Source organism: Nonomuraea sp. NPDC005692 (assembly GCF_040631115.1).
GTDB lineage: Bacteria > Actinomycetota > Actinomycetes > Streptosporangiales > Streptosporangiaceae > Nonomuraea.
Map to the genome: position 1 here is coordinate 26,438 of NZ_JBEXYU010000030.1, position 24,847 is coordinate 51,284.

The 24,847-nt window shown below is 72.5% G+C and carries 22 protein-coding genes; 14 read left to right on the forward strand and 8 right to left on the reverse strand.

Annotation, left to right across the window (positions count from 1 at the left end; all coding sequences use genetic code 11):
• Window positions 1–76 precede the first annotated feature (76 nt).
• Window positions 77–571 (forward strand): GNAT family N-acetyltransferase, encoded by a 495-nt coding sequence (locus ABZ459_RS40515; RefSeq protein ID WP_357982548.1) that lies wholly within the window; start codon window positions 77–79, stop codon window positions 569–571.
• Window positions 568–1,611 (forward strand): pseudaminic acid synthase, encoded by a 1,044-nt coding sequence (gene pseI, locus ABZ459_RS40520; RefSeq protein WP_357982551.1) that lies wholly within the window; start codon window positions 568–570, stop codon window positions 1,609–1,611. Before ABZ459_RS40515 ends, pseI begins: the two co-directional genes overlap by 4 nt.
• Here pseI and ABZ459_RS40525 read toward each other — a convergent pair.
• Window positions 1,604–2,578 (reverse strand): hypothetical protein, encoded by a 975-nt coding sequence (locus ABZ459_RS40525; RefSeq protein WP_357982554.1) that lies wholly within the window; start codon window positions 2,576–2,578, stop codon window positions 1,604–1,606. The genes pseI and ABZ459_RS40525 overlap by 8 nt on opposite strands.
• Complete coding sequence (locus ABZ459_RS40530; RefSeq protein WP_357982556.1) at window positions 2,575–3,303, reverse strand: glycosyltransferase family protein; 729 nt, start codon at window positions 3,301–3,303, stop codon at window positions 2,575–2,577. Before ABZ459_RS40530 ends, ABZ459_RS40525 begins: the two co-directional genes overlap by 4 nt.
• A gap of 105 nt (window positions 3,304–3,408) precedes the next feature.
• Between ABZ459_RS40530 and pseB the strand changes: the two genes are divergently transcribed.
• Together pseB and ABZ459_RS40540 are read left to right on the forward strand one after the other, a co-directional pair.
• Complete coding sequence (pseB, locus tag ABZ459_RS40535; protein WP_357982559.1) at window positions 3,409–4,386, forward strand: UDP-N-acetylglucosamine 4,6-dehydratase (inverting); 978 nt, start codon at window positions 3,409–3,411, stop codon at window positions 4,384–4,386.
• Window positions 4,386–5,510 carry an aminotransferase class V-fold PLP-dependent enzyme gene (locus tag ABZ459_RS40540; protein WP_357982562.1) on the forward strand — a complete coding sequence of 375 codons (1,125 nt, stop codon included), beginning with the start codon at window positions 4,386–4,388 and terminating at the stop codon, window positions 5,508–5,510. Before pseB ends, ABZ459_RS40540 begins: the two co-directional genes overlap by 1 nt.
• Window positions 5,511–5,521: 11 nt before the next feature.
• Here the strand turns inward: ABZ459_RS40540 and ABZ459_RS40545 are convergent, their stop codons facing one another.
• The 3 genes from ABZ459_RS40545 to ABZ459_RS40555 are packed head-to-tail and all read right to left on the reverse strand — an operon-like array spanning window position 5,522 to window position 10,013.
• On the reverse strand, window positions 5,522–7,402 hold the full coding sequence (locus tag ABZ459_RS40545) for a glycosyltransferase family 2 protein (protein WP_357982565.1): 1,881 nt from the start codon (window positions 7,400–7,402) through the stop codon (window positions 5,522–5,524).
• A gap of 29 nt (window positions 7,403–7,431) precedes the next feature.
• Window positions 7,432–9,087, reverse strand: a complete 1,656-nt coding sequence (locus ABZ459_RS40550; protein ID WP_357982568.1) for a hypothetical protein — start codon at window positions 9,085–9,087, stop codon at window positions 7,432–7,434.
• Window positions 9,084–10,013, reverse strand: coding sequence for a hypothetical protein (locus tag ABZ459_RS40555; protein WP_357982571.1), 930 nt, complete (start codon window positions 10,011–10,013; stop codon window positions 9,084–9,086). The genes ABZ459_RS40550 and ABZ459_RS40555 overlap by 4 nt, the downstream gene beginning before the upstream one ends.
• A gap of 162 nt (window positions 10,014–10,175) precedes the next feature.
• On the opposite strand from ABZ459_RS40555, the gene ABZ459_RS40560 reads away from it, so the two are divergent.
• The 10 genes from ABZ459_RS40560 to ABZ459_RS40605 all read left to right on the forward strand — a co-directional run bounded on the left by ABZ459_RS40560 (window position 10,176) and on the right by ABZ459_RS40605 (window position 21,415).
• A complete protein-coding gene (locus ABZ459_RS40560; RefSeq protein WP_357982574.1) occupies window positions 10,176–10,424 on the forward strand; it encodes an acyl carrier protein in 249 nt (82 codons plus the stop codon).
• Window positions 10,399–11,157, forward strand: coding sequence for an SDR family oxidoreductase (locus ABZ459_RS40565; RefSeq protein WP_357982577.1), 759 nt, complete (start codon window positions 10,399–10,401; stop codon window positions 11,155–11,157). Before ABZ459_RS40560 ends, ABZ459_RS40565 begins: the two co-directional genes overlap by 26 nt.
• Window positions 11,157–12,476, forward strand: a complete 1,320-nt coding sequence (locus tag ABZ459_RS40570; RefSeq protein ID WP_357982580.1) for an AMP-binding protein — start codon at window positions 11,157–11,159, stop codon at window positions 12,474–12,476. The genes ABZ459_RS40565 and ABZ459_RS40570 overlap by 1 nt, the downstream gene beginning before the upstream one ends.
• Window positions 12,473–13,501: an acyl-protein synthetase gene (locus tag ABZ459_RS40575; protein WP_357982583.1), complete on the forward strand. Its 1,029-nt coding sequence runs from the start codon at window positions 12,473–12,475 to the stop codon at window positions 13,499–13,501. Before ABZ459_RS40570 ends, ABZ459_RS40575 begins: the two co-directional genes overlap by 4 nt.
• Complete coding sequence (locus ABZ459_RS40580) at window positions 13,501–14,769, forward strand: acyl-CoA reductase (protein WP_357982587.1); 1,269 nt, start codon at window positions 13,501–13,503, stop codon at window positions 14,767–14,769. The genes ABZ459_RS40575 and ABZ459_RS40580 overlap by 1 nt, the downstream gene beginning before the upstream one ends.
• Window positions 14,770–14,942: 173 nt before the next feature.
• Entirely contained in the window at window positions 14,943–17,117 is a 2,175-nt protein-coding gene (locus ABZ459_RS40585; RefSeq protein ID WP_357982590.1) for a hypothetical protein, read from the forward strand.
• A gap of 105 nt (window positions 17,118–17,222) precedes the next feature.
• Window positions 17,223–18,473: a glycosyltransferase gene (locus ABZ459_RS40590; RefSeq protein ID WP_357982593.1), complete on the forward strand. Its 1,251-nt coding sequence runs from the start codon at window positions 17,223–17,225 to the stop codon at window positions 18,471–18,473.
• Entirely contained in the window at window positions 18,460–19,158 is a 699-nt protein-coding gene (locus ABZ459_RS40595; RefSeq protein ID WP_357982596.1) for a class I SAM-dependent methyltransferase, read from the forward strand. Before ABZ459_RS40590 ends, ABZ459_RS40595 begins: the two co-directional genes overlap by 14 nt.
• A 93-nt stretch (window positions 19,159–19,251) precedes the next feature.
• Complete coding sequence (locus ABZ459_RS40600) at window positions 19,252–19,926, forward strand: polysaccharide deacetylase family protein (protein ID WP_357982599.1); 675 nt, start codon at window positions 19,252–19,254, stop codon at window positions 19,924–19,926.
• A gap of 28 nt (window positions 19,927–19,954) precedes the next feature.
• A complete protein-coding gene (locus ABZ459_RS40605; RefSeq protein WP_357982602.1) occupies window positions 19,955–21,415 on the forward strand; it encodes a hypothetical protein in 1,461 nt (486 codons plus the stop codon).
• On the opposite strand, the gene ABZ459_RS40610 is transcribed toward ABZ459_RS40605, so the two are convergent.
• Genes ABZ459_RS40610 through ABZ459_RS40620 form a run of 3 tightly spaced genes read right to left on the reverse strand, consistent with a single transcriptional unit; the run spans window position 21,412 to window position 24,670 of the window.
• Window positions 21,412–21,876: a response regulator gene (locus ABZ459_RS40610; RefSeq protein WP_352318742.1), complete on the reverse strand. Its 465-nt coding sequence runs from the start codon at window positions 21,874–21,876 to the stop codon at window positions 21,412–21,414. The two genes, ABZ459_RS40605 and ABZ459_RS40610, sit on opposite strands and share 4 nt — an antisense overlap.
• Entirely contained in the window at window positions 21,873–23,495 is a 1,623-nt protein-coding gene (locus tag ABZ459_RS40615) for a CHASE3 domain-containing protein (RefSeq protein WP_357982605.1), read from the reverse strand. The genes ABZ459_RS40610 and ABZ459_RS40615 overlap by 4 nt, the downstream gene beginning before the upstream one ends.
• Window positions 23,492–24,670 carry a fused response regulator/phosphatase gene (locus ABZ459_RS40620; protein WP_357982608.1) on the reverse strand — a complete coding sequence of 393 codons (1,179 nt, stop codon included), beginning with the start codon at window positions 24,668–24,670 and terminating at the stop codon, window positions 23,492–23,494. The genes ABZ459_RS40615 and ABZ459_RS40620 overlap by 4 nt, the downstream gene beginning before the upstream one ends.
• Window positions 24,671–24,847 lie beyond the last annotated feature (177 nt).

The window sequence follows — 24,847 nt, forward strand, 5'->3', positions numbered from 1 at the left end:
TCCCTGATGAGCTCTTTACCCGGCACGGAATCCGCTACGTTGTGCAATGAGTCGAGCGCGAATGGTAGGGGGAGCGGTGCTGAGACGCGTCCAGGACGGCGATCTGCCCGTCATGCGCCAATGGCGCAACCATCCGAAAGTGCGCGCCGCCAGCTTCACCGGTCACGAGATCTCGGAGGGCGAGCACGCCCGCTGGTGGTCCGCCGTCCGCGCCGACCCGGCCAGGCAGGTGCTGATCTACGAGCACGACGGGGCCGGCGCCGGGGTCGTGACGTACTCGGAGCTCGGCGGCGAGCGCGCCTCCTGGGGCTTCTACCTCGACCTCGACGGCCTCGAACGGTCCGGGGCGCTGCTGAGGGCGTGGGTGGGCCTGGAGCGGGCCGCCATCGACCACGCGTTCGGCCCGCTCGGCCTGACGACCCTGCGCGGCGAGGTGCTGGCCGACAACGAGCCGGTGCGGCGGCTGCACAGGCGCTTCGGGTTCGCCGAGGTCGCGACCTACCGGATGCCGGTCGACGGGGTGCCGCGCGAGGTCGTCGCGGTAGAGCTGCACAAGGAGGAACAGGGATGATGTCCATCGGAGGGCGGGCGATCGGGGCCGACCGGCCGCCGTTCGTGATCGCCGAGATGTCCGGCAACCACAACGGCAGCCTGGAACGGGCCCTCGCCATCGTCGACGCGGCGGCGGCCGGCGGGGCCCATGCGCTGAAGCTGCAGACCTACCGGCCCGACACGATCACCGTCGACGCCGACGGCCCCGCCTTCCGCGTGGGCGACGGGCACGAGCTGTGGGGTGGCGAGAACCTCTACCGGCTGTTCGAACGCGCCCACACGCCGTGGGAGTGGCACGAGCCGATCTTCGAGCGGGCCCGCGAGCACGGCCTCCTGGCCTTCTCCGCGCCCTTCGACCCCACGGCCGTGGAGCTGCTGGAGAAGCTCGACACGCCGGCGTACAAGATCGCGTCGTCGGAGATCGTCGACCTGCCGCTGATCAGGCTGGCCGCCTCCACCGGCAAGCCGCTGATCATCTCCACCGGCATGGCCACGGCCGGTGAGATCGAGGCGGCGGTGACGGCGGCCCGCGCGGCGGGCTGCACGCAGCTCGCCGCGCTGTCCTGCACCGCCTCCTACCCCGCCTCCCCCGCCGAGAGCAACCTGCGCTCGCTGCCGCTGCTGGCCGCGCTCACCGGCGCCGAGGTCGGCGTCTCCGACCACACCCCCGGCATCGGGGCCGCGCTGGCGGCGGTCGCGCTGGGCGCGTGCCTGATCGAGAAGCACGTGACGCTGTCGCGCGCCGACGGCGGCGTCGACGCGGCCTTCTCGCTGGAGCCGCCCGAGCTGGCGGCGCTGGTGGAGGAGAGCGAGCGCGCGTGGCAGTCGCTGGGCCGCCCGGTGCTCGGGCCGCGCGAGTCCGAGCGCGAGGGGCTGCGCTTTCGCCGCTCGCTCTACGTGGTGCGCGACGTACGCGCGGGCGAGGCGGTGACCAGGGAGAACGTCCGGTCGATCCGCCCCGCCGGCGGCCTGCGCCCCGATGCCATCGACGAGGTGACCGGCCGCCGCTTCACCCGCGACGCGCCCCTCGGCACGCCGCTGACCTGGGACCTCATCTGATCCACAGGTCGAGGAAGGCGTCGGCGACGCGTTCCCTGCCCTTGCCGTCGACCAGCCCGCCGCCCCGCCTGCCGTGCTCCTCCCGCAGCGCGGGGTCGGCGAGCAGACGAGCGAGCACGCCGACGGCCTCGGCGTCGGCCACCCGGCCCAGCCCGGCGGCCACCCCCCGACCCACCAGCGCCCGGTAGCCGACGAGCTGGTTGTCGGCCACCCAGCTCAGCGCCGTGGGCACGCCGAGGTGCAGCAGCTCCCAGATGGCCGACCCCGCGGCGGTGACCACGAGGTCGGCGGCGGCCATCAGCTCGGGCAGGCGGTCGGTGGGCGGGATGACGGTGATGCCCTCGCCCGCCTCGAACGGCTCCGGGCTGACCAGCGTGGCCTGGAACGGCACGCCCGTGCAGGCCAGCGCCTCCGCCCAGGCGGGGGCCACGCCCGCGCTATCGGTGCCGCCGAAGAAGCAGAGCACCCGCGGCACCGGCCCCGGCTCCCGCACCCTGCGCCGCCCCCGGACGCTGTCGCGCAGCAGCGCGTACCGGGTGCCCGCGAGCCGCCAGGAGTCGCGCGGCAGCGGGAAGGGCCGGTCCTCGGCGCCGAGGTTCTGGTCGAGGTAGAGGTCGGCCTCCTGGCCCAGCGGGTCGCCGTCGACGATCGCCAGCACCGGGAAGCCCACCGCCCGCAGCGCCCCGCCGGTGCCCTCGGCCAGCTCGTACGAGTCCAGCACCATGGCGTCGAGCCGCAGCTCGCACGCCAGCGCGGCGAGCCGGTCGGGCCGCCCGGGGGCGGCCACCAACGGCAGCCCGCGGCTCCTGAGCTGGTCCATGGCCCATTCCGAACCGGAGACCGCGCCGAGGAAGACCACCTCGACGCCCCTCGCGCGCAGCTCCTCGGCCAGCGCCACGCACCGCACCAGATGTCCGGCCCCGCTCCCCGCCGCGGCGTCGCAGCGCACGCCCACCCGCCCGCTCATGCGTCCTGCAGCTCCTTCTGGCGCACGTGGGCGTTGAGTTCGCAGACCTCGGGCCGGGCCCGCAGCCAGCTCACCAGCGTGCGCACCGGGACGCAGGCGTCGCCCAGCTCCTCGACCACGCGGGCGATGAGCCGCCAGTCTTCGTCGGTGTCGAGGGTGACCCGCAGGTCGTCGGCCGCGGGCTGGTGGGCGAGGCCGAGCAGCCGCGACTCGCCCGGGTGCGCGTAGACGTAGGAGGTCACGTGGGTGCGGTGGAAACCGGTGGCCTCGACGTCGGCGCGCTCCAGGGCCGCCCGGCCGACGATCTCGACGTCGAGCCCGCGCGGCAGCGTCCTGGCCAGGCTCGTGCTGAGGTAGTCGAGGCCCGGGACCGCGCGGAAGACCAGCGCCGCCTCCCTGATCACGACGGGGTCGAGCAGCGGGCAGTCGGCCGTGAAGCGCATCACCGCCTCCGCCTCCCGCCCGGCCAGCGCCTCCATGAACCGGGTGAGCACGTCGTCGACGGGACCGCGATGGCAGGCCACGCCGAGCCGGTCGCACTCGGCCGCCACCGCGTCGTCGGCGGCCTGCGTCGTCGTGGCCACCACGAGGTCGTCGAGCGCCCGCGACTCGCGCGCGGCGCGCACGACCCAGCCCAGGACGGAACGCCCCCCGAGGTCGCGCAGCACCTTCCCGGGCAGCCGAGTGGAGCCCATCCGAGCCTGGATGATCCCGACAATACGCATCAAAACCACATTCCCCCGTGTGACCATACGTGGTTGACCGGTCGCGCTATGCTACCGGCCAGCTCTAACGACCACAGTTCGTCAGCGCGATTTTCAGGGGGCCGCGTGAGCATTCTCAGTGGATCGTCCATTCTGATCACCGGAGGCACGGGGTCCTTCGGGAAGGCGTTCATCCGCCACGCGCTCGACTCGCTCGGGGTGCGCCGCCTGGTGGTCTTCTCCCGCGACGAGCTCAAGCAGTACGAGCTCAAGCAGCTGTTCCGCGACGACGAACGCCTGCGCTGGTTCATCGGCGACGTCCGCGACCGCGATCGCCTCACCCGCGCCATGCACGGCGTCGACCACGTCGTCCACGCCGCCGCGCTCAAACAGGTCGACACGGCCGAGTACAACCCGTTCGAGTACGTCCGCACCAACGTCGCCGGGTCCCAGAACGTGGTCGAGGCGGCCATCGACTGCGGCGTGCGCAAGGTCGTCGCCCTGTCCACCGACAAGGCGTCCAGCCCGATCAACCTCTACGGCGCCACCAAGCTGGTCGCCGACAAGCTGTTCGTCTCGGCCAACCACTACGCCGCCGCCCACGAGACCCGCTTCGCCGTCGTCCGCTACGGCAACGTCGTGGGCAGCAGGGGCTCGGTGGTGCCGTTCTTCCTGCGCCTGGCCGAGCAGGGCGGCAGCCTGCCGATCACCGACAAGCGCATGACCCGGTTCTGGATCACCCTCGACCAGGCCGTGCGGTTCGTGGTCGACTCCTTCGACCTCATGCAGGGCGGCGAGCTCTACGTGCCGCGCATCCCCAGCATGCGCATCACCGACCTGGCCGAGGCGCTGGCCCCCGACAGCCCGGTCTACGAGATCGGCATCAGGCCGGGCGAGAAGCTGCACGAGGAGATGATCGGCCCCGACGACGGCCGCCGCACCCTCCGCCTGGCCGACCGCTACGTCGTCCAGCCCACGATCGCGACCTGGGGCTACCAGGCGCCGCAGACCGGCGAGCTGCTGCCCGAGGGCTTCTCCTACCGTTCCGACACCAACGACCGGTGGCTGTCCGTGCGCGACCTGCGCGAAATGGTGGCCGGCTGATGCTGCCCTACGGACGGCAGTCCATCATCGAGTCCGACATCGAGGCGGTGGCTGAGGTGCTGCGCGGCGACTGGCTGACCACGGGCCCCGCGGTCAGGCTGTTCGAGGACGAGCTGGCCCGGTGGACCGGCGGCGTGCCCTGCGTGTCGGTCACGTCCGGCACGGCCGCGCTGCACGTCGCCTACGTGGCGGCCGGCGTCGGCCAGGGTGACGAGGTGATCACCTCGCCGCTCACGTTCGTCGCCACGGCGGCCACGGCCGTGCTGCGCGGCGCGCGGGTGGCCTTCGCCGACGTCCAGCCCGACACCGGCAACATCGACCCCGACTCGGTCGCCGCGCTGCTCACCCACCGCACGAAGGTCGTCACCGGCGTCGACTACGCGGGCCATCCCGCCGACTACGACGAGCTGCGCACGCTCGCCGAGCAGGCCGGCGCGGTGCTGGTGGCCGACGCGGCCCACTCGATCGGCGCGTCGTACAAGGACCGGCCGGTGGGGTCGGTGGCCGACCTGACGACGTTCTCGTTCTTCCCGACCAAGACCGTGACGACCGCCGAGGGCGGCGCGGTGGCGGTGGCCGACCCCGGCCGATTCGAGCGGGCCGCCCGCTTCCGCAACCACGGCCTGGTCCGCGACCCGGCCGGGCAGCGCGACCCCGGCCACGGCGGCTGGCACCAGGAGGTGCACGAGTTCGGCCTCAACTACCGGCTGCCCGACGTGCTCTGCGCGCTGGGCGTCAGCCAACTGCGCCGCCTCGAACGCTTCCGCGCCCGCCGCGCCGAGCTGGTCGCCCGGTACGACACGCTGCTGCGCGACGTGCCCGGCCTCACGCTGCCCGGCCGCCGCGCCTACGTCACGCCGAGCTGGCACCTCTACCCGGTCCGGGTGCGCGACGGCCGCCGGCGTGAGGTCTACGACCGCATGCGGGCCGCGGGCATCGGCGTGCAGGTCAACTACATCCCGGCGTACTGGCACCCGGTGTTCGAGGACCTCGGCTACCGGCGTGGGCTGTGCCCGCGCGCGGAGGCGTACTACGCCGAGGAGCTGTCGCTGCCGCTGTTCGCCGACCTGACCGACGGCGAGCAGGACCTCGTCGTCGAGACCCTCACCGCGATCCTCGCCTGAGGAGCCGGCCCTCAGCGCTCGGCCAGCAGCAGGCAGCCGTCCTCGCTGCGGTCGATGAGGAAGCGCCGGTCGTCCACGGTGGCGACCTGGCGCTCGGCCCGCCGGACGAGCGGGCGGATGGGCCGGCCCTGGTCGATGACCACCTCCCACCACGACTCGCGGCCGACGCACTCGTCGATGCCGGCCAGCGGCACGCGTGCGGAGAAGTCCTGGCCGGCCAGTGCGACGGGGAAGTACATCTCCTCGCCGTCGCTCTTGCGCCGCAGCCGCACCACCGGCTCACCGTCGCCGAGGTCGTTGATCCGGCCCGAGAACACCAGGTCGCCGTCGTCCACGCGGCACTCGCCGATGAGCGCCTGGGCGTTGCGCAGCCGCAGCCCCCACCCGCCCTTGGAGCCGCGCGCCGGCACCAGCCACACACCTGACCTGCGGCGCGGCGCGGGCACCGGCGGCGGCAGCCAGCGCGGCCCGGCCACTCTGGCGTCGAGCCTCAGCCCGTGGCCCCGCAGCTGCACGCGCAGGTCCCAGTGGCCGCGCCGGGCGAGCTGGGCGGACGTGAACACCGCGGGATCGACCGCGAAGGCGAACGGGAAGGCGTGCTCGGGCGCCGCGACGCCCTCCTCCAGCTCGACGGTCTCCCAGACGGGGGCGCTCACCTCGTCCGACAGGCGGATGATCTCGCCGGTCGCGCGTTCGGCCAGCCAGGCGCGCAGGCGCACCCGGCGCAGCGCGCCGGCGTCGAAGCGGCCCAGCGCGGCCCGGCCCGCGCCGGTCAGCACGCCGTCCCGCCATTCCAGCGACACCAGGCGGGCGGTCAGCGTCAGCTCCTCGGAGACCTCCGACAGGTGCGCCGGGATCGCCGGGTGGCGGCCGTACCAGCGCCTGCGCAGCAGGCCCGCCGGTCTGACGCGGGGTTGCAGCCGGCCCTCGCGGGCCTGCTCGTGCACCACGGCCAGCTCCTGCAGCCGCCGCCGGTGCAGCAGGTGCACCTGGATCCGGTGCTCGAACGGGACGCTCAGCCAGGACTCGCGGGACACGCCGTCGAGGTAGCGGACCATCAGGTCGAGCAGCTCGGGCCGCACCCCGGTCGTGGCGGCCGCCTCGACCGCCACCGTCATGTCGATGTCGAGCGTGTCGCGGTCGAAGTCGGGCTTGAGCCCCGGCGCGTCGCGGGCCAGCAGGTCGGCGGTCTGCAGCACCGACAGCAGCCGGTCGCGCAGGTTGCCCGGCTCCAGGCGGCGCTGGGTGATCGAGGAGCCGGGCTCGTCGCGCTGCCGCCAGTGGTAGACGACCTTGGACAGCACATCCACCGACCGGGCGCCCACGTGGGCGGCCATGGCGACGGGCTGGTCCTCGTACATGCGCTCGGGGAAGCTCAGGCCCAGCCGGTCCCAGAAGGACCGGCGGTAGACCTTGTTCCACAACATGCGGTCGCGGATCAGCAGCGGGTGGCGGGTGATGTGGGTACGCCTCATCGGCGTCGCGAACGCCTCCCGATGGGCCCAGGAGGGGATGAGCAGGTTGCGGTAGAGCCGCATGACGTTCCCGCAGGCCAGGTCGGAGCCCGTGGACTCCAGCGAGGACACCAGCCGCTTGAACGCCTCCCGCGGCACGGTGTCGTCGCCGTCGACGAAGGCCAGGTAGCGGCCGGTGGCCTGGGTCAGGCCGACGTTGCGGGCCCGTCCGACGCCCTGGTTGGGCTGCCTGATGAGACGGATCCGGGGATCGGCCGCCTGCCTGGACTCGACCTCGGCGCAACCGTCGTCGCGGCTGCCGTCGTCGACGCAGATGACCTCCAGGTCGGACATCGTCTGACCGGAGATGGAGTCCAGGCAGGGACCGATGTACTTCTCGACGTTGTGGAACGGGACGATCACCGAAAGAACCGGCACATGCACTCCTCAGCGTTGTCGTCGGCTCGTCAGCCGGACAGCAGTCGGAAGACCCGGCGGGCGACCTTGCGCGGACGGGCCAGACGGCGGGAGAGGCGGTACCCGAGCGTGCGCCGGTAGGCGGCGGACTTGCGCTGGGTCCTTCTCAGCTTGGACCTGGCCCTCACCAGCTCGCGCTCGCGGTAGGAGAGCTTGGTCTCCAGCCGGGAGATCCTGGCCAGGGCGGCGGTGAGCTGGTCGGCCAGGCGGTCGCGGGCGCCGAGCAGGTCACGGTAGGTGGGCGGGTCGGCGTGCTCGGCCGGGTGGCCCAGCTCGGCGTCGAACTTGCGGGCCAGGTCGAGGTCGCCCTGGTCGCAGGGACGTCCGGCCATGCCGCAGAGGGTCAGCGTGAGCTGGTCGGCCTCCAGCGGCCACGGCCACGGGTGATGATGGCCCGCCGCGAGCAGCCGTACGGCGAACCGCCACAGGACCCTGCACAGCACCACGCGCGGCTCGGGCGGCACGGCCGGCGCGGCGGTCTGCACGATCGCGGCGAACCGCTCGCCGTCGTGGACCAGGCCGTCGGCGGTCACGCAGGGGCCGCCGTCGGCCTCCAGCCAGTCGGCCAGCGCCGACAGCAGCTCGCGCACGGCCTTGGTGTCCTCGCGGGCGCACGCCTCGACCAGGATCTCCTCGACCACCCGGCCGGCCGGGACCGGACGCTCGGCGCCGTCGGGCAACCGCCGCATGCCGCCCCTGGTCAGCTCGTGGACGACGGCCCCCTCCTCGATCAGGCCGAGCGGCAGCTCGACCGCGCCGTCGGCCCCTTCCGCGCCTTCCGTGCTTTCCGTGCCCGGCGGGTGCGGGGGCGACGGCGGACGGGTGGCGACGGCGAGCCACAGCGGGGCCAGCTCCTCCCCCAGCCGGTGGCGGAACACCAGCCGGGTCAGCCGCAGCGGGTCGGCCACCAGCATGCGGTCGCCGCCCTTGGCGCTCAGCGGGAACGTGATCGCCTCCGGCAGGTCGAAGGCGAGCGCCTCGCGCGCCAGCAACGCCCGGGGGGCCTGCCGCCCCGGATAGGCCGCGTAGCAGCGCTCGACGCTCAGCCCCGCCCCCTCAAGCGCGCCGTCGAGGGCGCCCGGCCCGCTCGGGTGGCTCGGGTCGAACCCGTGCGGGGCCCACTGGTCGTCGCCGCCCTCCCGGTCGGCGGGCCTGGCCTCGATGAACCGGTCGACGCCCAGGTCGTTGCGCACGCCCAGCACCAGCCGCCCGCCGGGCGCGACGAGGGCCGACAGCGCGTGCAGCGACTCGATCCACGCCGCCGCCGGCGCCTCGGCCGAGTGCGTGCGCAGCAGCCCGTCGAGCGCCAGCACCAGCTCGTACGGCTCGTCGGCGTCGAACAGGTCGAGCCGCCCGCAGTGGACTTCGAGCCGCGGGTGCCGTTCGCCGAGGGCGCAGGCGTCGGGGTAGGACCGCAGCAGCACGGCCGTCTCGCCGGCCCGGTCCACCACGTCGTCGACCAGCACCTGCGGGTGCGGCCCGACCAGCAGCACCCGTCCGGTCGCCGGGATCACGCGCGTGACCAGCTCCAGGGCCGCGCCGCGCCAGTCGGTGACGCCGGCCATGTTGGACAGGTCCGACCACAGCAGCATCTCGCCGCCGATCAGGCGCACGTTCGCGGGCGCCTCGCTCACGCGCTCGCTCATGACGTCACCCCGTGGAGCGGCCGTCCGGAGGCGGTCGCCCTCGCCCAGGACCCGGGACGTCCGGCTCCCGCCGCGCCTCCTCCTGCCGGCGCTCCCCCGGGCACCCGCTTCCATCCGAACATTCGCCGTAGCTCCTCCGGTGTCGCCTGATATTCGAATCCCAGCTCCTGCCGCGCCACCTCGGCGGCCAGCTCGGGATCGACGTGCGTGCCGTGCAGCTCGGGCCAGAGCCGCATGCGGCGCGCCGTGCCGCCGTACTCGGGGCGTTCGTCCTCGTACTGCATCGGGTCTCCGTACACGGCGACCTCGCAGCCGACGGAGGCGCCGTAGAACAGCGCGCTGCCGAGCCGGTTGGAGGCCACCCTGCGGTGGCGCCGCAACTGGATCAGCTGCCGGCGCAGGAAGTCGCGCCCCTTGCTCTCCCACCGGGAGCCGCGCTCGCCGTGACAGATGACCTTGAATCCCCTCGATTCGTACGCCCGCCGAATGTCCGGATTCACATATTCCAGCCAGTAAAGACAGACGGTTACCGGTTCGGTCTCGACATTTCGGATTTCGTCGGCGAGGAGGGCATGGTCTCCGGTCACGGAGGACTTTTCCCAGCCATGAAAGGGATACCAGATCGTACCCTTCCGTTCGGAGACCACGCCGAGCTCAGGCTCCAGGTAAAGCAGGTAGATCCAGGGCGCGCCGATGAGGTAGTGGCCGCGTCTGCCCATGGACCAGCCCCGACGACGAAGCACGTCAGACCAGATGAAACGGGGATAGCCGGGACTGCACCAGTGGTCGTTCGGGGGAAATCCGTGGAGATAGTTCCATCCGTGTTGAAGGAAGCCCTGGATTCGCTTCGGCGTCTCGTCCGGCAGCTCGCAGTACCTGCCCAGAATGCGCGAGTGCCCGTACCAGTGATTGGATTCGTCCATCATTCCCCCTGTAGCGGTTGGCGCGCCCCTTGGGACATTCCCAGCCCCGAACGACGGCCACGCGCCGTTATACGCTTCCATTACTCACGTCGGGGGTTTGGTTTCTCCTGCCACCGCAATCCCCGCTACACTGCGTCGTGGCTTGAGGACAGAGAGTGAGACATTATGAGTCATCTCGACCGCCTGCGGGCCGTCTTCCGCACGGCGCTCAACCTGCCGGCCGACGCACACGTCGACCGCCTCGAATACCGCGGCATCCCCCAGTGGGACTCCCTGGCCCACATGGCGTTGATCGCGGCGATGGAGGACGAGTTCTCCATCATGATCGACACCGACGACATGATCGACATGAGCTCGTTCGCCAAGGCGGGCGAGCTGCTGGAGAAGCATGGAATCGGCGCAGCCGCGGTCTGAGGCCCGCGTCGCCCTGGTCACGGGGTCGACGAGGGGCATCGGCCGCGCCATCGCCACCACCCTGGCCGCCACGGGCCACACCGTCGTCCTCCATGGCCGCGACGCCGAGCGCGCCGAGAAGGCCGCCTCCGAGGTGGCCGCGGCGACCGGCGGCCAGACGTGGTCCGTCCACGGCGACGTGGCCGACCGGGCCGCGGTCGCCGGCCACATGCGCGAGATCACCCGGCGCCACGGGCGGCTCGACGCCCTGGTGGTCAACGCCGGCGTCTACGCCTCCGGCCCGCTGGCCATGACCCGCGCCGAGACCCTCGACGAGCTCTACCGCACCAACGCCCTGGCTCCGGCCCACACGCTGCAACTGGCGTTCCGGCTGCTGCTGCGCGGGCAGGGCCCCGCCGTCGTGCTGGTCTCCTCGCTCATGGGCCGCGCGGGCGGCGCCAACCAGGCGGCCTACTCCGCGACCAAGGCGTCCGTCATCGGGCTCACCCTGGCCGCCGCCAGGGAGATGGGCCCGGCGGGCATCAGGGTCAACGCCGTGGCCCCCGGCTACGTCGAGACCGACATGCTGAAGACGCTGCGGCCCGACGACCGCGAGACGGCGATCTCGGCGACCCCGCTGCGGCGGCTCGGCCGGCCCGACGACGTCGCCCAGGCGGTGGCGTTCCTGCTCTCGCCCGGCGCGTCGTACATCACCGGCCAGGTGCTCGGGGTCGACGGCGGGCTGGTGTCGTGATGTTCCCATCCCGGCAGGCCGGGCTCGTCGTCGCCGGCGAGCAGGAGGGGCTGGCCGGCGACGAGTTGGCCCGGCGCGTCGCCCGCGTGGCCGAGGCCCTGTCCCGGCTGCGGCCGGGGCCGCTGTTCTGCGGCATGCGCAACAACCTGGCGTCCGTGCTGCGCTATCTCGCCGCCTGGCAGACCGGCAGGCCGATCGCGCTGCTCGACCCCGACCTGTCGGCCGCGGCCCTGGCCGACCTGGTGAGCCGGTTCCGGCCGGCGGCGCTGGTGGGGTTCACCCACGCGGCCGACGGGCCGCCGGGCGCCCGCGGCCAGGCCCCCGACCCGCATCCCGGCCTGGCCGTGCTCCTGGCCACCTCGGGCTCGACGGGCAACCCCAAGCTGGTGCGGCTGTCCCGGGAGGCCGTCTCGGCCAACGCCGCGGCCATCGCCTCGGCGCTGTCGATCATGCCCGGCGAGATCGCGCCCACGAGCCTGCCGCTGCACTACAGCTACGGCCTGTCGGTGCTCAACAGCCACCTCCACGCGGGGGCCACGGTCGTCCTGACCGAGGCCGGGCTGCTCGAACGGTCCTTCTGGACACACCTCGACGAGCACAAGTGCACCTCGCTCGCGGCCGTCCCCTACCAGTACGAGATGCTGCGCAGGCTCCGCTTCGACCGCGCCGAGCATCCCACGATCCGCACGCTCACCCAGGCCGGCGGCCGGCTCAGCCCCGAGCTGGTGTCCCTGTTCGCCGCCCAGGCCGACCGCTTCTTCGTCATGTACGGGCAGACGGAGGCCACGGCCCGCATCACCGTCCTGCCGCCCGACCGGCTCGCCGACAAGCCCGGCTCGGCCGGGCAGGCCGTCCCCGGCGGGCGGCTGACGATCGACGGCGGCGAGGTCGTCTACCACGGGCCCAACGTGATGATGGGCTACGCCGAGACCGCCGCCGACCTGGCCAGGCCCGACGACCTGGGCGGGGTGCTGCGCACCGGCGACCTCGGCCGGCTCGACGACGAGGGGTTCCTCTACGTCACCGGGCGGCTCAGGCGCATCGCCAAGATCTTCGGCGTACGGGTCAACCTCGACGACGTCGAGCACCTGCTGCGCGACACCGTGCCGGTCGCGGCGACCAGCGGCGACGACCGGGTCACAGTGTGGGCCGAAGGGCTCGACGCGGCCGGGTGCCGCAACCTGGCCCGCCGGCTGGGCGCCGAGCTGCGGCTCCACTGGAGCGGCTTCGACGTGCGCGCCGTCGAACGGCTGCCGCTGCTGCCCACCAGCAAGATCGACTACCGGGCGCTGGAGTCGGCCGCGGAGGCCGGGCGGTGAGCGTGTTCACGCTCGACGCGGCCGCGCGGGAGGAGGTGCTGGCCGGGGAGCTGGCGGCGCTGACCGAGCGGCACCGGCGGGCGTGCCCGCCCTACCGGCGGATCCTCGACGCGATCGGCGCCCACCCGCCCTACGAGCGGGTGGCCGACCTGCCGTGGCTGCCGGTGCGGCTGTTCAAGACCCACGAGCTGCGCAGCGTCCCGTCCGAGGCGGTGTTCCGGGTCCTGACCTCCAGCGGCACCACCGGGCAGCGGCCGAGCCGGGTCTACCTCGACCGGGAGGCGGCCGCCGCGCAGCCGCGCATGCTGGCCGCGACCCTGCGGGCGGTGCTGGGCGAGCGGCGGCTGCCGATGCTGATCGTCGACGGCCGCTCGGTCGTCCGCGGCCCGGCCCTGAGCGCCCGGGGGGCCGGGGTGCTCGGGATGATGAACTTCGGCAGAGACCACACCTTCGTCCTCGACGAGCAGGGCGAGGTCGACGCGGCGGCCGTCGAGGCGTTCCTGGCCCGCCACGGCGGCGAGCCGTTCCTGGTCTTCGGGTTCACGTTCATGGTCTGGCTCTACCTGCTCGGCCTGGGGGCCGACCTGTCCCAGGGCGTGCTGATCCACTCGGGCGGCTGGAAGCGGCTGGCCGAGCAGGCGGTCGACAACGACGCCTTCCGCCGGCGGCTGGCGTCCGAGTGCGGGCTGACCAGGGTCCACAACTTCTACGGCATGGTCGAGCAGATCGGCACGGTCTTCCTGGAGGGTCCCGACGGCGACGGGCTCTACTGCCCCGACTTCGCCGACGTCGTCATCCGCGACCCCGGCACCTGGCGGGAGGTCCCGCCCGGCGAGCCGGGGCTGATCGAGGTGGTCAGCACCCTGCCCACCTCCTATCCCGGCCACGCGCTGCTGACCGAAGACCTCGGCATGGTGCACGGCGTCGACGACGGCCACTGGCCGGGCAAGCGGTTCACCGTGCTGGGCAGGCTGCCGCGGGCCGAGGCGCGCGGTTGCAGCGACACGTTCGGGCAGGGCGGCTGATGACCGATCGATCGATCACCACCCGGATCCCGCGGGTGGGCGACGCGGGTGGGGTCGTGGTGCGCTTTCCGCCGGGCGGCTCGCCCGTCCCCGTCGAGGAGCTGGTCGCGCAGGTGCGGCAGGGCGAGCCCCTTGAGGTGGGCGACGAGCGGATGCGCGCGTTCCTGGCGGCGTTCGGCAAGCGGCTGCTGCGGCCCGCGCTGGCCCGCCGCCATCCCGAGCTGGGCTCGCTGGGGTTCTTCCTGCGGCCCAGCGAGCTGGCCCGCACCCTCGAAGAGCTGCGCACCCCGCACGTACGCGTGCCGCGCGGCCTGGTCTTCCATCTCCCTCCGGCCAACGTCGACACCGTCTTCGTCTACTCCTGGGCCCTGTCGGCCCTGATGGGCAACCGCAACGTCGTCCGCCTGTCGCCGCGCGCGGGGGCGGTCGCTGCGGTCGTCATCGACACGCTCGGGGAGGCGCTGGCCGACGCCGATCCGGTGGTGACTGCCACGCAGCGCATCGTCTCCTACGACCGGCGTGCCGAGGCGGTCACCGCCGCCCTGTCGGCCGCCTGCGACCTGCGGGTGATCTGGGGCGGCGACGACACCGTACGCGAGGTGCGCCGCCACCCGCTCGCGCCGCACGCCCGCGACCTGACCTTCCCCGACCGTTCGTCGTTCGCGGTGGTGAACGCGGCGGCCTGGCTGTGCGCACCGCGCGCGGCCAGGGTGGCGGCGGCCGAGGGGTTCGTCAACGACAGCTACTGGTTCGACCAGGCCGCCTGCTCCTCGCCCCGCACCGTGTTCTGGGTGGGGGCCGACGGCGACTGCGAGGCGGCCCGGGGCGACTTCACCGAGCAGGTGTCGCGGGTGCTGGCCGGGCGCGGGTGGGACGTCGACGCGGCGATGGCGGTGGAGAAGCGGGTCTCGGTCTACGGGCTGGCCGCCGACGGGCTGGTGGACCTGATCGAGTTCCGGGGCAACGCGCTGGCCAACGTGACGCTGGCGGCGGCGGCCGCCATGCCGCGGCGGTGGCTGGGCGCGGGCACGTTCGCGCACGCGCGGGTGCGGACCCTGGCGGAGCTGATCCCGATGGTCGAGCGCAAGGACCAGACGTTGACCCACTTCGGCTTCTCGCTGGGCGAGCTGGAGGAGCTGGCCCGGGGGCTCGCCGGTCGCGGGGTCGATCGCATGGTGCCGGTGGGCAGCGCGTTGAGCTTCCACCGGGTGTGGGACGGCGTCGACCTGCCGGGCGAGTTCACGCGACTGGTGACCGTGGTCAGATGAGCCCTCGCACGGGGCGGCGCACCGATGACGAAAGTTCCTCCGCAGGCCGCCGAGGGTCCGCCGACGGCCATCGTGCCGTCGGGCGATGAGCCACCCGTGATGTCCGGGGCTGCCTCGGAGGTGTCCCGCCGGGGCGGGTGCGGGGCTCGGAGGCATGAGGGGGTGGCGGTGGGATGACGGCTGTGGTGGTGGCGGCCGCGGTCAGGGAGCGGCGGGCACCGGGGTGGGCGCGGCGGCTGCTCGCGGGGTGGCTGCCGGCCGGGGTGGTGCTGGGCGGGGCCGCCTGGGTGTTGTCGTGGTGCGGGGTTCCGGCAGGCGATCTGGTGGCCTTCGCCGCGTACGTCCTGCTCGGGGTGGCGCTGCCGGGGACGTTGCTCTGGCGGGCCCTCACCGGCGGCGGCCGGTCGTTCGCCGAGGACGCGGCCGCCGGGCTGGCCCTCGGGTACGCGGTCGAGGTCCTGGTCTACATCCCCGCCCGCGCGGCCGGCCTGCCGCTGCTCGTCCTGGGCTGGCCGGTCATCGCCGTCGCGGCGTTCCTCGCGGTGCCGCGGTTGCGGCGTCACTGGCGGGGCCGGGCCGAACGCGAACGGATGCCCTGGTGGTGCGCCTGGTCGCTGGCCGGGGTCGCCGGATACCTGCTGGCCTTCTGCGCCCGGTCGCTCTACCGCGTGCCGATCACCGACGCGTACGTCGACATGCCCTACCACCTGGCGCTGCTCGGCGAGGTCAGGAACCACGTGCCGCCCACGGTGCCGTCGGTGCTGGGCGAGCGGCTGTCCTACCACTGGTTCGTCTACGCCGAGATGTCGGCCACGAGCTGGGTCACCGGGATCGAGCCGGTGACGCTGGTCTACCGGCTGTCCACGTTGCCGATGACGTTCGCGATGGTCGTGCTCGTGGCGGTGCTCGGGCGGCGGCTCGGCGGGCGGTGGGGGGCGGGGGTGGCGGCGGTCGGCGTCACGTACTTCCTGTTCGCCCCGGTGTTGCAGGAGGGCGTGGTGTTCACCTCGCGGTCGATGTTCACCGTGTGGGCCAGCCCGACGCAGACGTTCGGCGCGTTGTTGTTCGCGCCCGTGGTGCTGGTGCTCACCGCCATGCGGCCGAGGGGATGGGCGGCGGTGGCCGTGCTGCTGCTGGCGCTGACGGGGGCGAAGGCGACGTTCCTGCCGTTGCTGCTGGCCGGGCTGGTGTTCGTGCTGGTCGTGCGGTTGCCGGTGGACCGGCGGCTGCGGTGGGAGTGGGTGGTGCCGGCGGCGATCACGTTCGGCTGCCTGTTGATCGCGCAGTTCGTGGTGTTCGGGCGGGGGGCGCAGGGCACGGTGGTGGCGCCGTTCGCCACGATGCGCACGTTGTGGGGGGTGGTGGCGGACGTGCAGCCGCCCGCGCTGGCCGCCGAGCCGTGGGGGCCGGTGCTGGTGTTCGCCGGTGTGCACCTGTTCTGCCTGTTCTGCGTGTGGGGCGGCGTGGCGGCGCTGAAGGCCCGGCTGCTGGACCCGGCGGTGCTGCTGCCGGTCGGCGTCGGGCTGGCGGGCATCGGCGCGATCATGGTGCTCGGCCATCCCTCCGACGCGCAGCTCTACTTCCTGGAGGGGGTGCGGCCGTACCTGTCGGTGGCCGCGGTGTGCGGGGTGGTGGCGGCCGTGGAACGGCGGCGGGTGCCGTGGGCGGTGGTCGCGGGCCTGGCCGGGGCGGGGGCGGCGGTGGCCGTCGTGGCCTCGCGGCTGGTGCCGCCGGGTGCGGCGCTGGTGCGGGTGCTGGTTCCGTACCTGGTGCTCGCGGGGGTGGCCGTGGTGGTGCTGGCGTTCCGGCGGAGGGGGTTCTCGCTGGCGGTGGTGGCGCTGCTGGCGGGGTACGCCGTGCCGACCTCGCTGCGGGAGGCGGTCGTGCACATCGTGCCCGAGCCGTGGGAGCGCGAGCGGCTGATCCCGGCCGGGGCGCTGGAGGCCGGACGGTGGCTGCGCGACCATTCCGCGCCCGACGACGTGGTGGCCACCGACCTCCACTGCCGCAACCCGGCGCCCCGCCGTACGTGCGACAGCAGGCACTTCTGGGTCTCGGGGTTCACCGAGCGCCGGGTGCTGGTCGAGGGCTGGGCGTACGCCGAGAGCACGCTGTCGCGCGCCGAGATGTTCGTGACCCCCTACCTCCAGGTGCCGTTCGCCGACCAGGCCAGGCTGGCGGACAACGACGCGGCCTTCCGCGAGCCGTCGGCGGCGAACGTCCGCAGGCTCCGGCGGAAATACGGCGTCAAATGGCTGTTCACCGGCAATGATCCGGCGTTGGAGACATACGCCGAACTACGCTTCCGCAACGCCGACGTCTCCGTGTACGAGCTCACGACCAGGTAAAGCTTGTCACCGTTCATGGAATGGTGAGGAGAAACGGCACGCGCCCCGCTGGACGCCCCCAGCACCATTTCCGTGAACCTACCGCCGCAAGCGATCAGGAATCCTATGGACACGCGTGCCGCCATGGACCCGAGCCCCAACGTCCTGGACACCTCGGCCGGCCTGGCGACCGTCGACATCGTCATCCCCGTGCTCAACGAGGAGCGGGCGCTGCCGGGCTGCGTGCGCACGCTGGCCGCGTTCCTGGAGGACAGGTTCCCGCTGCCGTGGCGCATCACGGTCGTGGACAACGGCAGCACCGACGACACCTGGCCCATCGCCACCCGGCTGGCCGCCGAGCACGACCGGGTGCACGCCCGCCGGCTCGACATCCGGGGCCGCGGAGCCGCGCTCAAGGCGGCCTGGCGGGAGAGCCCGGCCGACATCGTCGCGTACATGGACGTCGATCTGTCCACCGACCTCGGCGCGCTGTTCCCGCTGGTCGCGGCGGTGGCGAGCGGGCATTCGGAGATCGCCATCGGCACCCGGCTCGCGCACAGCGCCCGCACCCTGCGCTCGATCCGCCGCGAGGTGGTCTCGCGCAGCTACAACGCGCTGCTCAGGTACGGGTTCGGGGTCAGGTTCAGCGACGCCCAGTGCGGGTTCAAGGCGGCCAGGACCGACGTGGTCCGGCCGCTCATGGACAAGATCGAGGACGACGCCTGGTTCTTCGACACCGAGCTGCTGCTCCTGGCCGAGCACAACGGCCTGCGCGTGCACGAGGTGCCGGTCGACTGGATCGAGGACACCGACTCGCGCGTCCGCGTGGTCAGGACGGCGATCGACGACCTGAAGGGCCTGGCCAGGGTCGCCTGGTCGATGTCGACGGGCCGGGCCGAGGTCGAGGTGACACGTTCGGAGCTGCGGCCCACGCATCCCGACGCGGTGGTCGCCCGGCCGAGGGCGGTGACGCTGGCGAAGTTCGCCTCGTTCGCCGCGATCGGCGTGTTCTCCGTCCTGCTGTACGCGCTCATCTACCTGCCGTTGCGCGGCGTCTGGGCGCCCGCCCCGGCCAATTTGGGCGCGCTCGTGCTCACCGGGTTCGTCAACACCGAGGCGAACCGGCGCTGGACGTTCAACCGGCTGGGCGGACGGCGTACCGCGATGCACTTCCGGGCGGCGCTGCTCTTCCTGGCGAACTACCTCCTGACCACCTCCGCCGTGCTCGGCCTGCGCAGCGTGTCGCCGGGGGCCGGGCGGCTGATGGAGATGAGCGCGGTGGTCGCCACGTACGGACTGCTCACCCTGATCCGCTTCACCGCTCTGGACCGCTGGGTCTTCTCCCGCACAAGGAACCAACCACATGGAAACCACTGAGATCCGCCGGCTGCTCGACCTCGAGGACACCCACTGGTGGTACCGGGAGCGCCGGGCGATCCTGCGCAGGGAGCTGCGCGAGCTGGGCCGTCCCGGGCGGGCGCTCGACGTCGGCGCGGCCGGCGGCGGGAACACCCGGGTGCTGGTCGAGGCGGGCTGGGACGCCACCGCGACGGACTACTGCGAGACGGCGGTCGAGGTCGCCAGGGAACGCGGGCTCAAGGCCGTGCACGCCGACGCGCGGGCGCTGCCGTTCGAGTCGTCGAGCATGGACCTGGTGACCGCGTTCGACGTGCTCGAACACATCCACGAGGACCATCTCGTCACCGAGGAGATCGCCCGGGTGCTGGCGCCCGGCGGGCACGCGCTGATCGCCGTCCCGTGCGACATGGCGTTGTGGTCGGCGCACGACGACGCCGTGGGCCACGTACGCCGCTATGGCCGCGACACGCTGACCGTCGTGGTGGAGAAGGCCGGGCTGAAGGTGGACCGGCTGTGGAGCTGGAACGTGCTGCTGCGTCCGCTGGTGGCCCGGCACCGGCGGCGGTCGAGGGGCAGCGACCTGCAGCGGACGCCCGCGGTGGTCAATGCGGGCCTGTCGATGGTGGTGCGCGCCGAGCGCTACCTCCCGGTCAGGTCACTGAAGGGCGTGACGCTGTTCCTGCGGGCCAGGCTGGGCAGGTGACGGGTCCCGAACCACAAGGGGGAAGGCCGGGGTCAGGTCTCAAGTCGATGTCCGGTGACGCGGATGGGCCCGGATGGTTCTAGGCTGTCGCGTGTGGTGATTCACGCCCTCCTCGCGGCCACCCTGGCCCTGACAGCCACGCCCGCGGCCGCCGCCCCGAAGATCGACTGTGCCCGGCTCAAGTGCCTGGCGCTGACCTTCGACGACGGCCCGAGCGAGCACACGGCGACGCTGCTCAAGGCACTCAGGAAAGAGGGGGCCAAGGCCACCTTCTTCCTCGTCGGCAAGCAGGTCGAGCGGCGTCCGGCGCTGGCCCGGCAGCAGGCCGCGGAGGGGCACGCGATCGGCGACCACACCTATTCCCACCCCTCGCTGCCGACGCTGGGCGACAACGCCATCATCGAAGAGCTGCGCACCACCCAGGCCCTCATCGAGGACGCCACGGGCCACCGGCCGAAGATGTACCGCCCGCCCTACGGGCACACCGACGAGCGCGTGCTGCGGATGGCCGACCAGCAGGACCTCGCCGAGATCCTGTGGACGGGCACCACGCTCGACTGGAAACTGCGCGACGCCAAGAAGATCAAGGCGACCGTGCTGAAGCTGGCCAAGCGCGACGGCGTCATCCTCATGCACGACACGGTCCCGCAGACCGTCAAGGCGATGCCCGAGATCCTCAAGGAGCTCAAGAAGCAGGGCTACACCCTCGTCACCGTCCCGACGCTGCTGCGCGGCAAGGGGCCCGACTCCGGAGTGAGCTACTTCTGAGCACGTCTCCCTCCTGAGTGCTGGAACCATGGAGAGTGTCAGCCCCGCCGCCGCACGTCCCAGGCCATGGGCCGCCCTCGTCACCTTCCTGATCATTCAGGCGGTGCTCGCCTGCTGGTGGGCGGCCTTCTACCCCGGGCTGTTCAGCCGCGACTCGGTGCTCTATCTCAGCCACACGATCGTCGGGCCGTGGGTGAGCGATCATTCGGTGGCCTACGACGCGCTGTTGTGGCTGAGCTTCACCAAGACGGGTGACCTCGGGGCGGTCTCGTTCGCGCAGACCACGGCGATGGCGGGGGCGCTGACGTACCTGGCGCGGTCGCTCGTGGCGCTGGGGGCGCCGCGGTGGGCCACGACGCTGGTGGCGGTGCTGGCGCCGGTGACGCCGACGGTGGGGGCGTTCACGGTCACGCTGTGGAAGGACGTGCCGTTCACGATCTGCGCGATCATGATCGCGGGGGTCTGCGCGCGCATGGCCGCACGCCGGCGGGTCTCCCTGGCCGGGCTCGGCGTGCTGATGACGCTGCTCGGGCTCTTCCGCGCGAACGGCTTCCTGGTGGTGGGCATCGCCGTCGCCGTCCTGCTGGTGGTCGTCGCCACGCGGCGGGTACGGCTCGCGCTCGTCGGCACGGTGGCGGCCGCCGTTCCGCTGCTGCTCACGAACCTGCTGTTCCCTCGGTTCGGCATCACGCCGCCGTCCAGCACGTACGTCTACCACACGGCCTTCGCCGACGTGGCGGTGGCGTTCAGGGAGCGTCCCGAGCTGTTCACCGAGCAGGACAAGGCGCTGATGACCTCGGTCGCGCCGCTCAGCAGGTGGTGGGAGGGCGGCACCTGCGCCACGGTCAACCTGCTGATCTGGCGTCGCGACTTCAGCTGGCCGGCCGCCGACGCGCACGCGGGCGAGCTGCTCGGCCTGTGGGAACGGTTGCTGGCCGACGATCCCGGGATGATCGTCGGCACCCGCCTGTGCCGGGGGGCGATCGCGTGGAGCCCGGTCCAGGACCCGTACGTGGTCGGCGGGATGACGTACCGGTTCTCGCGGCGGCCCAGCGCCGACACGTACGTGGGGCCCGGCAAGGTGCCGGACTTCGCCGGCCGGGGGGTGTTCTCGCTCCGGCCGTTGTCGGCCGAGCTGAACCAGGTGGCCGAGCCGTGGCTGACGGGGGCGCTGCTCCCGCAGTGGGACTGGGTGTTCTGGCGGGGGGCCTCGTGGGCCTACCTGTCGTACGCGGCGGTGGCGCTGGGGGCGCTGGCCCTGCGCAACCGCTATGTGGCAGGGGTGGCGGCGGTCGTGGCCGGGCAGCAGCTCGCCGTGCTGGCCAACATCTCGGCCCAGGACTTCCGGTACATGGCCGCGCCGATCTTCGTCGGGCTGCTGCTGGTGCCGCTGCTCGTGGCGAGCGTCGGGCGGCTGCTGCTCGCCGCGGCCCGGTCGGCACGGCGCGCGCTGCGCCGGCCGCCCCCGCCCACCGCCGAAGGCGGCTAGGCCAGCCCCTGACCGTCGGGCAGCCGGGTACGGCCCGGCAGCCGCACCACGGTGACGAAGAACTCGTCGATCTGCCGGATGACGGCCATGAACTGCTCAAGGTCGACGGGCTTGGTCACGTACGCGTTGGCGAACAGCTTGTAGCTGCGCAGGATGTCCTCCTCGGCCGAGGAGGTGGTCAGGACGACGACCGGGATCGCCCGCAGCTCCGGATCGCCCTTGATCTTCTCCAGCACCTGCCGCCCGTCGTACTTGGGCAGGTTGAGGTCGAGCAGGACGAGGTCGGGCCGCGGCGCGCCGACGTGCGCCCCGCGCTGGTAGATGAAGTCGAGCGCCTCCAGGCCGTCGCGGACGACGTGGAGGTTGTTGCGGATCTTGTTGTCCTCGAACGCCTCGCGGGTGATGAGCTCGTCACCGGGATCGTCCTCCACCAGGAGCACTTCGATGGGCTGGACGGTCATGCGGTTGCTCCTTCGTCGGTGACGGCGGGCAGGGTGAAGCTGATCCGGGCTCCCTCGGTGTGGCCAGTGTCGAGCCAGATCGTACCGCCGTGGTTCTCCACGATCTTCTTGCACATCGCCAGGCCGATGCCGGTGCCGCTGTAGGCCTCCCGGCTGTGCAGGCGCTGGAAGATGATGAAGATCTTATCGGCGAACTCGGCCTCCACACCGATGCCGTTGTCGGTGACCGAGAACAGCCACTCGTTCTCCCGCTGCTCGCAGGTGATCCGGATGCGGGGGGCGCGGTCGGGGGCGCGGAACTTCAGCGCGTTGCCGACGAGGTTCTGCCAGAGCATGCCGAGCATGGTGGGGTCGCCGGTCACGTTGGGCAGCGGGTCGGGCCGCTCGATCTCGGCGCCGGTCTCCTCGATCACCGCCGACAGGTCCACCAGCGCCTTGTCGAGCGACTCCTCGAGCTCGACCGGCTTGCGGTCGTCGTACAGGCGGCCGACGCGGGAGAAGGTGAGCAGGTCGTTGATCAGGACCTGCATGCGGGTGGCGCCGTCGACGGCGAAGTGGATGTACTGGACGCCGCGCTCGTCGAGCACGTCGCCGTAGCGCTTCTGGAGGAGCTGGCAGAACGTGGCGATCTTGCGCAGCGGCTCCTGGAGGTCGTGGGAGGCGACGTAGGCGAACTGCTCCAGCTCGGCGTTCGACCGCCGCAGCTCCTCGGCCTGGGCGTCAAGGCCGGCCGCCTGCTCACGCAGCAGGACGTGCTGCTTGCGGAACTCGTCGAGGGCGAAGACGATCTTCGTCCGCATCGACTCCACGTCCCGTGCGACCTCGCGGATGTCGGCCGGCCCGCTGGCGGGGATGGCCCGGTCGAAGTCGCCGGCGGCGATGTCGCGGGCGGCTTCGCGCAGCTCGTCCAGCGGACGCCCGATCGCCCGCCGCAGCAGCACCGCCATCGCGACGCCGGCCACCAGGAACAGGATCAGCATGACGACGAAGGCCAGGTTGCGCACCTGCTCGACCTGCCGCAGCTCCTCCTGGGCGCGCTGCCGGGCCTTGGCCAGCCGGTCGTCCTGCCGGTCGAGCAGCGTCCTGATCTCGTCGAAGGCGTGCTTGCCGCTCTCGATGCGGCTCGCGGAGATGACTCCGTCGGCCCGCTTGTCGGCGGTGAGCGGCTCGGCGTAGTCGCGCCGCCAGGTGTCGGCCGCGTCCCTGACCGCGTTCAGCTCGCCGACCAGCTCCGGACGGTCGCCGATGAGCGTGGCGATGCGTTCGCGGCTGCGCCGCTCGTCCGCCACGCCCGCCGTGTAGGGCTGCAGGAAGTCCTCGTTGCCGGTCAGCAGGAAACCGCGTACGCCGGTCTCCTGGTCGATCAGGGTGCTGCGCAACTGGGCGGCCTCGATCCTGGCCGGCGAGATGCGCAGGATGACCTGGTCCGACAGCCGCGCGGTGCGGTCGAGCATCACGGTGGCGACCACGACGCAGGTGACCACCAGGACCGACACGGCCGCGATCATCAGCACGAACCAGCCGTGGACGGTCAGCCGCCGCCAGCCCTGCTCGCCGCCACGCGTACGGGAAACCTTCTGCACGGCCTGCCTCTCCAGCACGGACGCCTGTTCGCTCACGATTCGTCTTTCCAGCGCAGGTGCACGACGGCGACGTCGTCGGTCGCCGCGTCGTGGACGGCGGCCGCCTCGACGTCGGCGAGGATCGCGTCGAGCAGTTCCTCGCTGCCCAGGCCCGTCCACCGGGAGGACAACTCCAGCAGGCCCTCCTCGCCCAGCCACCGCGGCGTGTCGCCCGGCAGCCGGCGCTCGAAGAGACCGTCGGTGTAGAGCGTCACGCCGCCGCCCTCGGGCAGCTCCAGCAGGTCCTCCTCCCACTCGGCCTCGATGGGCAGGCCGAGCGCGGGCCCCTGCCGCGGGTCGGCGAGGACCACCGAGTCGGCCGCGTGCACCAGCAGGCCGGGATGCCCGGCGCGCCAGACGCGCATCGTGTGCCGGTCGGGCTCCAGGACGACCGTGGACATCGTGACGAAGATCTCCGAGCCGGCCCGCTCGGCCCGGAGAATACGTTCGAGCTGGCGCAGCAGCGGGACGCCGGTCATGCCGTTGAGCACCAGCGTCCGCCAGGCGATGCGCAGGCAGACGCCGAGCGCCGCCTCGTCGGGCCCGTGGCCGCAGACGTCGCCGATCACCGCGTGCACGACCTTGTCGTCGGTCTCGACGACGTCGAAGAAGTCGCCGCCGAGCGTGGCCGAGCCGCGGCTGGCCCGGTAGCGGGAGGCGACCTCCAAGGGCATCTCCTGCAGCAGCGGCGTCGGCAGCAGGCCGCGCTCCAGGCGGGCGTTCTCCTTGGCGCGCATACGTTCGGTGTGCAGCGCCACGGCCGCCTGCTCGGCCTGCTTGCGTTGCATGGCGTAGCGCAGCGTGCGGCCCAGCCATTCGGCCTCGACCCGGCCTTTGACCAGGTAGTCCTGGGCTCCGGCGGTCACCGCGGCGAGGCCCGCGCTCTCTTCGGCCAGGCCGGTCAGCACGACGACCGCGGCGTCCCCGGCCTCCTCCAGCACCGACGACAAAGCGGAGAACTCGTAGGAGTCGGGCAGGCCGAGGTCCAGCAGCACACACTGGGGACGCAGGCGGGCCAGCGCCCTGCGGGCCTCGTCCACCGAACGCGCCCACTCCAGCCGGACGGCAAGGCCGCTGTCCTCCAGCAGCTCCTGGACGATCAGCGCATCCTGCGGATCGTCCTCCACGAGCAACACCAACGGCTGCCGGACATCCTCACTCGCATGGGCCATGTTGGCAATTGCACCCTTCGTCACCGGCACCGAGCTCTAACGAATCGACGCCTCAGGTGCCCCACTGCCCACTACGGCCAAGAAGTGGCCCAAACTCACGCACTTTTCCCAAGAAACTTTCCGGTATGCGTCCACGAGCTGAGCAATCGTAACGGGCCGGGGTCCAGCGGGTCTGGC